The sequence below is a fragment of the Pseudomonas sp. G7(2022) genome (genome assembly GCF_052660475.1).
Genome location: NZ_CP109659.1, coordinates 2,134,852 through 2,147,006, shown reverse-complemented (window position 1 = coordinate 2,147,006; position 12,155 = coordinate 2,134,852). Strand labels below are relative to the sequence as shown.

Annotated in this window: 11 protein-coding genes and 1 tRNA gene; 7 read left to right on the top strand and 5 right to left on the bottom strand. The window is 60.0% G+C overall.

All coding sequences use genetic code 11. The features are described from left to right. Nucleotides 1-26: 26 nt before the first annotated feature. The gene (gene gltX / locus NE357_RS09610; protein WP_085711989.1) at nucleotides 27-1,508 is read right to left on the bottom strand and encodes a glutamate--tRNA ligase; all 1,482 of its coding nucleotides are present in this window, start codon (nucleotides 1,506-1,508) and stop codon (nucleotides 27-29) included. Between the two features lie 230 nt (nucleotides 1,509-1,738). Between gltX and NE357_RS09605 the strand changes: the two genes are divergently transcribed. Together NE357_RS09605 and NE357_RS09600 are read left to right on the top strand one after the other, a co-directional pair. Then, entirely contained in the window at nucleotides 1,739-2,788 is a 1,050-nt protein-coding gene (locus tag NE357_RS09605; RefSeq protein ID WP_169429639.1) for an HlyD family secretion protein, read from the top strand. Then, a complete protein-coding gene (locus tag NE357_RS09600) occupies nucleotides 2,778-4,328 on the top strand; it encodes an MDR family MFS transporter (protein WP_169429638.1) in 1,551 nt (516 codons plus the stop codon). Before NE357_RS09605 ends, NE357_RS09600 begins: the two co-directional genes overlap by 11 nt. Nucleotides 4,329-4,388: 60 nt before the next feature. Here the strand turns inward: NE357_RS09600 and uvrB are convergent, their stop codons facing one another. After that, entirely contained in the window at nucleotides 4,389-6,404 is a 2,016-nt protein-coding gene (uvrB, locus tag NE357_RS09595; protein ID WP_169429637.1) for an excinuclease ABC subunit UvrB, read from the bottom strand. A gap of 336 nt (nucleotides 6,405-6,740) precedes the next feature. On the opposite strand from uvrB, the gene NE357_RS09590 reads away from it, so the two are divergent. Beyond that, on the top strand, nucleotides 6,741-7,937 hold the full coding sequence (locus NE357_RS09590) for an amino acid aminotransferase (protein ID WP_169429636.1): 1,197 nt from the start codon (nucleotides 6,741-6,743) through the stop codon (nucleotides 7,935-7,937). Between the two features lie 111 nt (nucleotides 7,938-8,048). Continuing rightward, nucleotides 8,049-8,249, top strand: a complete 201-nt coding sequence (locus NE357_RS09585; RefSeq protein WP_169429635.1) for a hypothetical protein — start codon at nucleotides 8,049-8,051, stop codon at nucleotides 8,247-8,249. Here NE357_RS09585 and NE357_RS09580 read toward each other — a convergent pair. Continuing rightward, nucleotides 8,246-8,476, bottom strand: coding sequence for a hypothetical protein (locus NE357_RS09580; RefSeq protein WP_169429634.1), 231 nt, complete (start codon nucleotides 8,474-8,476; stop codon nucleotides 8,246-8,248). The two genes, NE357_RS09585 and NE357_RS09580, sit on opposite strands and share 4 nt — an antisense overlap. Before the next feature lie 228 nt (nucleotides 8,477-8,704). Here NE357_RS09580 and NE357_RS09575 point away from each other — a divergent pair. Continuing rightward, nucleotides 8,705-8,780 (top strand) — tRNA-Asn (locus NE357_RS09575). 121 nt (nucleotides 8,781-8,901) lie between these two features. On the opposite strand, the gene NE357_RS09570 is transcribed toward NE357_RS09575, so the two are convergent. Beyond that, nucleotides 8,902-10,422 (bottom strand): nucleobase:cation symporter-2 family protein, encoded by a 1,521-nt coding sequence (locus NE357_RS09570; RefSeq protein WP_169429633.1) that lies wholly within the window; start codon nucleotides 10,420-10,422, stop codon nucleotides 8,902-8,904. Between the two features lie 256 nt (nucleotides 10,423-10,678). Here NE357_RS09570 and NE357_RS09565 point away from each other — a divergent pair, with 256 nt between their 5' ends. Together NE357_RS09565 and NE357_RS09560 are read left to right on the top strand one after the other, a co-directional pair. Further along, nucleotides 10,679-10,969: a BrnT family toxin gene (locus NE357_RS09565; RefSeq protein ID WP_169429632.1), complete on the top strand. Its 291-nt coding sequence runs from the start codon at nucleotides 10,679-10,681 to the stop codon at nucleotides 10,967-10,969. Further along, a complete protein-coding gene (locus NE357_RS09560; protein WP_169429631.1) occupies nucleotides 10,966-11,295 on the top strand; it encodes a BrnA antitoxin family protein in 330 nt (109 codons plus the stop codon). The genes NE357_RS09565 and NE357_RS09560 overlap by 4 nt, the downstream gene beginning before the upstream one ends. 3 nt (nucleotides 11,296-11,298) lie before the next feature. Here the strand turns inward: NE357_RS09560 and NE357_RS09555 are convergent, their stop codons facing one another. After that, the gene (locus NE357_RS09555; RefSeq protein WP_169429630.1) at nucleotides 11,299-12,126 is read right to left on the bottom strand and encodes an arylamine N-acetyltransferase family protein; all 828 of its coding nucleotides are present in this window, start codon (nucleotides 12,124-12,126) and stop codon (nucleotides 11,299-11,301) included. Between the last annotated feature and the right edge of the window lie 29 nt (nucleotides 12,127-12,155).

Below are 12,155 nucleotides of genomic sequence, written 5' to 3'. Positions count from 1 at the left end.
GGCGCGTCCTGCAGAGTCAAACGCAATCAGGCGATAGCGCCCAACAGCTTTTCCCACTCTTTGTTTTCTTTCTTCGACACGCCGCCCAGCAGGTCAATCGCCTGGCGCAGACGGAAACGGGTCAGGTCCGGCCCGAGGATTTCCATCGCATCGAGCACCGACACCGAACTCGCCTGCCCTGTGATCGCGGCAAACATCAGCGGCATCGCATCACGCAGCTTGAGCTCAAGGGATTCGACCACCGCCTGAATCGTTGCGGTGATGCTGTCCTTCTCCCACTGACGCAGGCTTTCCAGCTTCCACAGGATCAGTTGCATCAGTTGACGAACCTGATCGCCCGAAAGTTTTTTCGACTCGAACAGCTTGGCATCCGGATTCACGCCACCGGCAAAGAAGAACCCGGCCAGCGGTGCAACCTGGCTGAAGGTTTCGACGCGGCCCTGAACATGCGGCGCGATCTTCATCATGTATTCGGAGTTGAACGCCCACTTCTGCACACGAGCGGCAAACTCTTCCACCGGCAGATCACGCAGCCACTGGCCGTTGAGCCACGACAGTTTCTCGATATCGAAGATCGGCCCGCCCAGCGACACACGCTTGAGGTCGAAATTGTCGACCATTTCCTGCAGCGAGAACTTCTCGCGCTCGTCCGGCATCGACCAGCCCATGCGTCCCAAGTAGTTGAGCATCGCTTCAGGCATGAAGCCCATGCGCTCGTAGAACGTCACCGAGGTCGGGTTCTTGCGCTTGGACAGCTTGCTCTTGTCCGGGTTACGCAGCAGCGGCATGTAGCACAGCTCCGGTTGTTCCCAGCCGAAGTATTCGTAGAGCAGGATCAGTTTCGGCGCCGACGGCAGCCATTCTTCACCACGCAGGACGTGGGTGATGCCCATCAGGTGGTCGTCGACCACGTTGGCCAGGAAGTACGTCGGCAAGCCGTCGGTTTTCATCAGTACTTGCATGTCCATGCGATCCCACGGGATCTCGACGTCGCCGCGCAGCATGTCCGGCACCACGCAGACGCCTTCGGTCGGCACCTTCATGCGGATCACATGGGGTTCGCCGGCAGCCAGGCGACGCGCGACCTCTTCCTTGGACAGCAACAGTGCCCGACCGTCGTAACGCGGGGTTTCGCCGCGAGCCATTTGCTCGGCACGCATCTGATCCAGCTCTTCGGCGGTGCAGAAGCACGGGAAGGCGTGGCCCATGTCGACCAGTTGCTGGCAGTACTTCTGGTAGATGTCACCGCGCTCGCTCTGACGGTACGGGCCGTGCGGGCCGCCGACGTCCGGACCTTCGCTCCAGTCGATACCCAGCCAGCGCAGGGCGTCGAAGATCTGCTGTTCGGACTCGCGGGTCGAACGCAACTGATCGGTGTCTTCGATCCGCAGGATGAACTCACCGCCGTGCTGCTTGGCAAAGCAGTAGTTGAACAGTGCGATGTAAGCGGTACCTACGTGAGGATCCCCGGTAGGCGATGGCGCGATGCGAGTGCGGACGGTGGTCATGGCATGTCTCGAAAAGAATGAAAAGCAAAGAACAATCAAGCGGCGAATGGTAACAGGCGACACCCGCCCCGCTCCAGCGGGCAGGGCATTTAAGCCAATTTTGCGTCTGCAACGCCCGTAGGCCGTGATGAATGGCCAAATATCAACAGACGGCATTTACCGCTCATCGGCTGTATGCCAGATTCGCCCGCTGATAACTTTTCTTACAATTCCTCGACTACAGTTTGCCCATGCCTGCCCAACTCAAGCGTCGCCTGTTCATTTTCCTGCTGCTCGTCCTGCTGATTGCCGGGGGCTTTTTCGCTCATTGGTTTTTCAAGGGACGCTTTTATGAAAGCACCGACAACGCCTATGTCCAGGGTGAAATCACCCGCGTGTCGAGTCAGTTGAGCGCACGCATCGACGAAGTCCTGGTGCAGGACAACCAGCACGTGGAAAAAGGCCAGTTGCTGGTGCGTCTCGAAGGCGACGACTTCCGCCTCGCCGTCGATCGCGCCAACGCCGCCCTCGCCACCCGTGAAGCCGAGCGCCTGCAAGCCCAGAGCAAACTGACCCAACAGGCCAGCCTGATCGCCGCCAGCGAAGCGCAAGTGGCAACCACGCAAGCGACACTGGGCCGCTCGCAGATCGATCTGTCCCGCGCAGAAGCACTGCGCAAACCCGGTTTCGTTTCCGAGGAACGGGTCACCACCCTCTCCGCCGACGCCCACATCGCCCGCTCGCAAGTGGCCAAGGCCCAGGCCGATGCGCAGAGCCAGCGCCAGCAGGTCAGCGCACTGAGCGCCGAAATCAAACGCCTCGATGCGCAGATCGCCAATGCCCGCGCCGACCTCGCCCAGGCCGAGCTGAACCTGACCCGCAGCGAAATCCACGCACCGATCAGCGGCCTGGTCGGCCAGCGCGCCGCACGCAATGGGCAGATTGTTCAGGCCGGCGCGTATCTGCTGTCGATCGTTCCGGACGAAGACATCTGGGTGCAGGCCAACTTCAAGGAAACCCAGATCGGCCACATGCAACCGGGGCAGAAGGCCGAGCTGATCTTCGATGCCTACGGCGATACGCCGATCGAAGCACGGGTCGACAGTCTGTTCGCAGCTTCCGGTGCGCAGTTCAGCCTGTTGCCGCCGGACAACGCCACCGGCAACTTCACCAAGGTCGTGCAGCGGATTCCGGTCAAGCTGACCTTCAAGGCCGATAACCCGCTGCACGGCAAAATCCGTCCGGGCATGTCGGTCACCGCCACCGTGAATATCAAAGACGCCCCGGATAATGGCCGGTGATCAACTGATCCGCCCGGTCGGCGAACCGACCCGGCGGGACTGGATCGCGGTCATGAGCGTCATGCTCGGCGCGTTCATGGCGGTGCTCGATATCCAGATCACCAACTCGTCGCTCAAGGACATTCAGGGCGCACTGTCGGCGACGCTGGAAGAAGGCTCGTGGATTTCCACCTCCTATCTGGTGGCGGAAATCATCATGATCCCGCTGACCGCGTGGCTGGTGCAGTTGCTTTCGGCGCGGCGGCTGGCGGTGTGGGTATCGCTGGGGTTTCTGATTTCGTCGTTGCTGTGCTCGATGGCCTGGAGCCTCGACAGCATGATCGTGTTCCGCGCCATGCAGGGCTTCACCGGTGGCGCGCTGATTCCGCTGGCCTTCACCCTGACCCTGATCAAACTCCCCGAACACCACCGCGCAAAAGGCATGGCGATGTTCGCCATGACCGCTACCTTCGCCCCGTCCATCGGCCCGACCCTCGGCGGCTGGCTCACGGAGAACTGGGGCTGGGAATACATCTTCTACATCAACATTCCGCCGGGGCTGATCATGATCGCCGGGCTGATGTACGGCCTGGAGAAGAAAGAAGCGCACTGGGAACTGCTCAAAAGCACCGATTACACCGGCATTCTCACGCTGGGCATCGGCCTCGGTTGTTTGCAGGTCTTCCTTGAAGAAGGCCATCGCAAGGACTGGCTGGAATCGAGCCTGATCGTGACGCTGGGCAGCATCGCCCTGCTGAGTCTGATCACCTTCGTGATCGTGCAGATTTCCAAGCCCAACCCGCTGATCAACCTCGGCATCCTGCGCAATCGCAACTTCGGGCTGTCGAGTATTTCCAGCCTGGGCATGGGCGTCGGGCTGTACGGTTCGATCTATCTGCTGCCGCTGTATCTGGCGCAGATCCAGAATTACAACGCCTTGCAGATCGGCGAAGTGATCATGTGGATGGGCGTGCCGCAGCTGTTTCTGATTCCGCTGGTTCCGAAACTGATGAAATTCGTGTCGCCGAAATGGCTGTGCACCTTGGGGTTCGGTCTGTTTGGTCTGGCGAGCTTCTCATCCGGCGTACTTAACCCGGACTTTGCCGGGCCGCAGTTCAATCAGATCCAGATCATCCGCGCCCTCGGCCAGCCGCTGATCATGGTCACCATTTCATTGATCGCCACGGCCTATATCCTGCCGCAGGACGCGGGCTCGGCGTCGAGCCTGTTCAACATCCTGCGCAACCTCGGTGGCGCCATCGGCATCGCCCTGCTCGCCACCCTGCTGGATGCGCGCACCAAAACCTACTTCGATTACTTGCGCGAAGCCGTGGTGCCGACCAATCCCCAGGTGGCCGAACGCCTGGCGTCGATGACCGATCGGTTCGGCAGTGACACGGCGGCTTTGGGCAAGTTGAGCGAGATCGTTCATCAGCAGGCGCTGATCATGGCCTACAACGATGCGTTTCATTTTGTCGGGATTGCGCTGGGGATCAGCATGCTGGCGATCTTGCTGACCAAGAAACTGCCCGCCGGCCTGAAGGCCGGCGAGGCACATTAACCTTGAGCGGACGCAGAGCGTCCAGGGCTGCATTCCCACACAGAGCGTGGGAACGATCAGTCAGACGGCCAACAACCGCTCGCGCATTTTGGCAATCTCGTCGCGCATCTGCGCCGCCGCTTCGAACTCCAGGTCGCGGGCCAACTGGTACATTTTCTCTTCCAGTTGACGGATGCGCTTGGTGATCTCGCTCGGCGAACGCAGTTCGGCTTCGTACTTGGCGTTCTCCTCGGCGGCCTTGGCCATGCCTTTGCGCTTCTTGCTGCGCGAACCGGGTACGGTGGCGCCTTCCATGATGTCGGCGACGTCCTTGAACACGCCCTTCGGTGTGATGCCGTTGGCCAGGTTGAAGGCGATCTGTTTGTCACGACGGCGTTCGGTTTCGCCGATGGCGCGCTCCATCGAACCGGTAATGCGATCCGCGTAGAGAATCGCCCGGCCATTGAGGTTACGTGCCGCACGGCCGATGGTCTGGATCAATGAGCGTTCGGAACGCAGAAAGCCTTCCTTGTCCGCATCGAGAATCGCCACCAGCGACACTTCCGGCATGTCCAGGCCTTCACGCAGCAGGTTGATCCCCACCAGCACGTCAAAGGTGCCGAGGCGCAGGTCGCGGATGATTTCGACCCGCTCGACGGTGTCGATGTCCGAGTGCAGATAACGCACACGCACGCCGTGATCGGCCAGGTAATCGGTCAGGTCTTCGGCCATGCGCTTGGTCAGCGTGGTGACCAGCACCCGCTCCTCCACCGCCACACGCTTGGTGATTTCCGAAAGCAAATCGTCGACCTGGGTCAGTGCCGGGCGCACTTCGACTTGCGGGTCGACCAGCCCCGTCGGGCGCACAACCTGTTCGATCACCCGCCCGGCGTGCTCGGCTTCGTAGTTGCCGGGCGTGGCCGAGACGAAAATCGTCTGCGGGCTCACCCCTTCCCACTCGTCGAAACGCATCGGCCGGTTGTCCAGCGCCGATGGCAGACGGAAACCGTATTCCACCAGCGTCTCTTTACGCGAACGGTCGCCCTTATACATCGCGCCGACCTGCGGCACGCTGACGTGGGATTCGTCGATCACCAGCAAGGCGTCGGCCGGCAGGTAATCGTAGAGCGTCGGCGGCGCCGCGCCGGCCGGACGTCCGGACAGGTAGCGCGAGTAGTTTTCGATGCCGTTGCAGTAGCCGAGTTCGAGGATCATCTCCAGGTCGAACCGGGTGCGCTGCTCCAGACGCTGAGCCTCGACCAGCTTGTTGTTGCTGCGCAGGTATTCCAGACGTTCCTGCAGCTCGACCTTGATCCCCTCGATGGCGTCGAGCAGGGTTTCCCGGGGCGTCACGTAGTGGCTTTTGGGGTAGAAGGTGAAGCGCGGCAGCTTGCGGATGACCTCGCCGGTCAGCGGGTCGAACGCGGAAATGCTCTCCACCTCATCATCGAACAGCTCGATGCGGATCGCTTCGAGGTCGGATTCCGCCGGGTAGATGTCGATCACATCACCGCGCACACGGAAGGTCGCACGGGCGAAATCCATGTCGTTGCGGGTGTATTGCAGGTCGGCCAGGCGCCGAACCAGCGCGCGCTGATCGAGCTTGTCGCCGCGATCGACGTGCAACACCATTTTCAGATAGGTTTCCGGGCTGCCCAGACCGTAGATGCACGACACCGTGGTGACGATGATTGCGTCCTTGCGCTCCAGCAATGCCTTGGTCGCCGACAGACGCATCTGCTCGATGTGGTCGTTGATCGACGCATCCTTCTCGATGAAGGTGTCGGATGACGGCACATAGGCTTCGGGCTGGTAGTAGTCGTAGTAGGAAACGAAGTATTCGACGGCGTTATTCGGAAAGAACGACTTGAACTCGCCATACAACTGCGCGGCCAGGGTCTTGTTCGGTGCCAGCACCAGGGTCGGGCGCTGCACCTGGGCGATCACGTTGGCGATGCTGAAGGTCTTGCCCGACCCGGTCACACCGAGCAGGGTCTGGTGCGCCAGTCCGGCTTCGATGCCCTCGACCATCTGGCGAATGGCTTCAGGCTGATCGCCGGCTGGGTCGAATCGGGTGACGAGCTGGAATTCAGACATAAACACCTCTGGAATCGCGACGCTGGCGACCAATCGCCGCACCACGAGAAAGACCGCTAACGACCGATGTCGCGCAAGGAAAAACGAAGATTGTGCTGAATGTGGAGCCGATTGCCTCACCTTTCAAGGCAAACGTCCTACACCCGGTAAAGTCTCCGACAAGCCCATTCGACTAACGGTCGAGAAATAATCGGAAAAACTTACCTTAAAAGCCGAATCGCCTGTCGCCATTGATCGATGATGGCCTCTATACTAGCTCCCCGTTTGTGCACCGCTCTAGTGCATTCGGCTGGAGCGCCACACGTCCCTCCACTCTCCAATAGAGCTGCCGTAAAAATGAGCCTGTTCTCCGCTGTCGAAATGGCACCCCGCGATCCAATCCTGGGCCTCAACGAAGCATTCAACGCCGATACCCGGACCAACAAGGTCAACCTCGGGGTGGGTGTGTACTGCAACGAAGAGGGGCGAATTCCACTCCTGCGCGCCGTCATTGAAGCCGAAACCATTCGCGCCGCTCAGCACGCCTCGCGCGGCTACCTGCCGATCGACGGCATTGCGGCCTACGACCAGGCCGTGCAAAAGCTGCTGTTCGGCAATGATTCGCCGTTGCTGGCTGCTGGCCGCGTTGTCACCACTCAGGCCGTCGGCGGGACCGGCGCACTGAAAATCGGTGCCGACTTCCTCAAGCAACTGCTGCCCAATGCCGTTGTGGCGATCAGCGACCCAAGCTGGGAAAACCACCGCGCCCTGTTCGAAACCGCCGGTTTCCCGGTGCAGAACTACCGCTACTACGACGCCGCCACCCACGACGTGAACCGTGCCGGCCTGCTGGAGGACCTCAACGCCCTGCCGAACGGCTCGATCGTCGTGCTGCACGCCTGCTGCCACAACCCGACCGGCGTCGACCTGAGCCCGGCGGACTGGAACAACGTCCTGGAAGCGATCAAGGCCAAAGGTCACGTACCGTTCCTCGACATGGCCTATCAGGGTTTCGGTGACGGTATCGCCGAAGACGCCGCTGCCGTGCGTCTGTTCGCCGAGTCGGGCCTGACCTTCTTCGTGTCGAGCTCGTTCTCCAAGTCGTTCTCGCTGTATGGCGAGCGCGTCGGTGCACTGTCGATCGTCAGCGAATCGAAAGAAGAAAGCGCCCGCGTACTGTCGCAGGTCAAACGCGTGATCCGCACCAACTACTCCAACCCGCCGACTCACGGTGCAAGCGTTGTGGCCGCTGTATTGAACAGCCCGGAACTGCGTGCCCAGTGGGAAGCCGAACTGGCCGAAATGCGCCTGCGCATTCGCGGCATGCGCGAGCAGATGGTTGCTCTGCTGGGGAAAAAAGCCCCGCAGCGCGACTTCAGCTTCGTCGGTCGTCAGCGTGGCATGTTCTCCTACTCCGGCCTGACCACCGAGCAGGTTCACCGCCTGCGCAACGAGTTCGGCATCTACGCCCTGGACACCGGCCGCATCTGCGTGGCCGCGCTGAACCAGAGCAACATCGAAGTCGTGACGGACGCTATCGTTCAGGTCATCTGATCTGACGCGGCACTGAAAACGGGAAGCTTTCGGGCTTCCCGTTTTTATTTGTCTGAAGAAAAGCCGCAACACCCTCTAGACTGCACACAGACGATATTTCAGAGAACCAACATGAAAAACGATGACCTGCGCGCCGACCGTGATGATCTGGATGACTTCATCCCCCGCGTCCCGGCCAAGCGCGGCAACAACCTGGTGCTGCAAGTCGCGGCCGGGGTGTTTCTCGGTGGGCTGGCGCTGTGGCTGGTACAACTGGGCGCAACGATGCTGTACGCCAAACTGATGCTCGGCACCTTCACGTTCGGCGGTTAAGCCAGTTCCGTTGCACGCTGAGTCGCCGCATCGTCATAAACGACGTAAAGCGATTCGGCGACCTGGCTCTTGATAGCCTTGGTGCTTTCCAGGCCGAGAACAAAACCTTCGGCCTTGCCGCCTGCGCGATTCAGCTCTTCAGCCGTAGCGGCCTGAACGATCGCGTCGAAAAGCTTTTCCGCGTGAAGGCCAACGCCTTTGGGCAGGCTGATTTGTGCGGTGCTCATGCGAACACCTCGACAGGACAATGGGTGAGGATGGGACTATTCATGGCGCATACCTTTTCGGCGAATGGCCGGCAGCGCATGTGACCACTTCCGGGCGGCCATGGTAGACCTCTGCTACGGTTCTGGTAACCGCCAATCGCCGATAAACCGCCGCCCGTCCTGACCTTTCCAACAAATTTACATCTCGCGCTTGACTAGTCTTTTTAAATCAGTAACATACGCACCAATTCCGCAATAGCTCAGTTGGTAGAGCAAGTGACTGTTAATCACTGGGTCCCTGGTTCGAGTCCAGGTTGTGGAGCCAAATACAGAGCCCCTGAATCGAAAGATTCAGGGGCTTTTTTGTGGGCATTGAAAAAGTCAGCGCCATAAAAAGGGCCGATCAGTTTCGCAACTGATCGGCCCTTTTCATTCAACTACAACGGTCAGACGTGCTCGCTGCTCTTGGCATGTGCCTTCGGCGCGCCGTGACCGTGATCCGCATCCGGATCGATCACCGGCACTTCATTGCCGTCGCAGTCATGCAGCTTGCCGTCGCTGAAGTAGTCGCCTTCACGCAGCGCTGCCAGATCGCGATAACGCAGGGTCCGCTCTTCTGCCGCCGCGAACACCGACTGCTGATCCGAGTTACCCGCCGTAAAGTGGTTGAACGCCAGGTTCAGCAGGATCGCCATGATCGCCGAAGAGCTGATGCCCGAATGGAAAATGGTCGCGAACCAGCTCGGGAAGTGATCGTAGAAGTTCGGCGCGGCAATCGGGATCATGCCGAAACCGATCGAGGTGGCGACGATGATCAGGTTGACATTGTTGCGGTAATCGACCTTGGACAGCGTGCGGATACCACTCGCCGCCACGGTGCCGAACAGCACGATGCCAGCGCCGCCGAGTACCGAAGTCGGCACAGCCGCAATGACCCGGCCCATGAACGGCAGCAGGCCGAGGATCACCAGGAAGATGCCGCCGGTGGCCACCACATAGCGGCTCTTGATCCCGGTCACCGCCACCAGACCGACGTTCTGGGCAAAGGCGCTTTGGGTGAACGAGCCGAAGATCGGTGCAAACATGCTCGACAGCATGTCCGCCCGCAGGCCGTTGCCCAGACGTTTGGAGTCGACCTTGGTGTCGATGATTTCACCGACCGCCAGGATGTCCGCCGAGGTTTCCACCAGGGTCACCATGACCACGATGCACATCGACAGAATCGCAGCGAAGTGGAAGGTCGGCATGCCGAAATGGAACGGTGTCGGGAAGCCGAACATCGGCCCTTGAGTGACGCTGGAGAAGTCCGCCATGCCGAGGAACACCGCCAGCACCGTGCCGATCACCATGGCCAACAGGATCGACAGACGCGAGATGGTGGAGCTGCCGACCTTGCTCAGCAGCAACACCAGCACCAGCGTGACCGCCGCCAGACCAATGTTCTGCATGCTGCCGAAGTCAGGGGCATGGCTATTGCCGCCCATGGCCCAGCGTGCGGCCACCGGCATCAGCGTCAGGCCGATGGTGGTGATCACGATGCCGGTGACCAGCGGCGGGAAGAACTTGGTGATTCGCGAGAACACCGGCGTGATCAGCAAACCGATCAACGACGCGGCAATCACCGCGCCGAGCACCGACTGGAAGCCGCCCTCCCCGCCACTGCTGACAATCGCCACCATGGTGGCAACGCCAGAGAACGACACGCCCTGCACCAGCGGCAACTGACAGCCGAAAAACGGTAGACCCAGGGTTTGCAGCAACGTGGCCAGCCCCCCCGCAAACAATGAAGCAGCAATCAACAGACCAATGTCCGCCGGCGACAACCCGGCAGCCTGACCGATGATCAGTGGCACCGCGACGATACCGCCATACATGGTCAGAACGTGTTGCAGGCCGTAAGCCATATTCGCGCCGACCCCGAGATTCTCGTCCTCGGGCCGTTGGTGTGAAACATGGGGCGTTTTCATGATGGGGGGAGTTCCCTGGTTTTTGTTATGCACACACTGTATTCAAGAGTCGGGACAAATGTCCATATACTTGTATACAACTTGTCAGTCACATAATGGTTAGCCAGCCACTCAACCTTCTATCCCGCTGCTTTCATCACCCACAAATCCGGCAACACATCCCCAATCGAGTTCACGTTTTATCCGCCTAGGCTGAAGTGTTCACGGCGACCGACGGCGCGGTCGCACCCTTTTTTATACATATAAAGTATGCATAATGAAGTCATTCAAGATTCAGTTCGACAAAAGCAAGAATGCTGCCAACAAACTCAAGCACAGAGGGATCAGCCTCGCCGAGGCCGAACCGGTCTTCTACGACGACCGAGCACTGACCATTGAAGACAACGACCATGACGAGCAACGCTGGATCACACTCGGCAACGACGGCAAAGGACGTTTGTTGGTGGTTGCGTACAGTTACCGCGAACCGAATTTCGTTCGAATCATTTCCGCACGTGTCGCTACACCGAGTGAACGTCGCGAATATTTTCTGGAGGCTGACCTATGAAAGACGAGTACGACTTCTCTCAGGGCAAACGCGGCGCATTGGCGCCCAACAAGGGCAAGACCCGCATCACCATCATGCTCGATGACGCGGTCATCGAAGCCGCGCGCGAGGTCGCTGAAAGCGAGGGCTATGGCTATCAGACGGTAATCAACAACACCCTTCGCCATGCACTGCTCGACAGCCGGGGTGCAGCCGATGAAGTCGAGCATGCCGGCGGGCAATTCAAGAAAGGCATCACCGCCACCGACCTCAAGAGCCTTGAGAAAAAACTGTCAGCGGCCGTGAATGAAATCCGGCGGGTACTGGAGCCGGAAGCAAAACCATAGGTTTCAGGTTGGCTGAATCAAGCGCGCCAGCGCCTCCCGCGCACCAGGCTGGTGCGGCAAGCGCAGGCCGAATTCCCGTTCCAGCAATTCGATCAGCTCATCGACATCCGTCACCTCACGCCGCTCGCTCTCCATACCGATGCGATGGATGGCAAAACTGCCGTTGTTCAACGTGCGCCGCCAGCCGTCGCCGGTACGCGCGACCATCAGACGCTGGGCAAATGGCGAGTCCGGGTGAGTCGATACGTACCAGTTGCCGAGGGTGTAATCGATGTCTTCCTGGCGTTGCAGGTCGAACAGGTACATCGGCCGCCATTCGCCGGCGACCCTGGCCCGCAACATGTAGCCATCGGCCTGCACTTCGATGCGATACGGCTCGTGGGGTGTGGACTGCTCGGCTTCGGTATCCAGAATCAGCGGCGCGGTCGGGACCATGCCGCCAAAACCCACGTCGGTGATGTAACGCACGCCGTCGAGGGTCACCAGACTCAAACGGTGAGTCCGTGCCGTCCAGCTGCCTTCGGGCTGATTCATGACCACACGGCCACTGATGCCCCGCGCCTCGAACCCCAGTTCCAGCAACAAGGCCAGAAACAGATTGTTGAGTTCGTAGCAGTAACCGCCACGGGCATCGTTCAAGACCTTGCGCTGGATCGACACCAGATCGATCAGCACGGGCTCGCCCGAGAGGGTCGACAGATTCTCGAAAGGAAAGGCGCCGGTATGACGCAACTGCAACAGCCGCAGGGTTTCAAGGGTCGGTGCCGGGGGCGTGTCGAACCCCAGCCGTTGCAGATACTGTTTCAGATTCGCCAGGCGTGGCTCGCTCATTGCTCAGTCCTTATGCATGAAGACGCGGA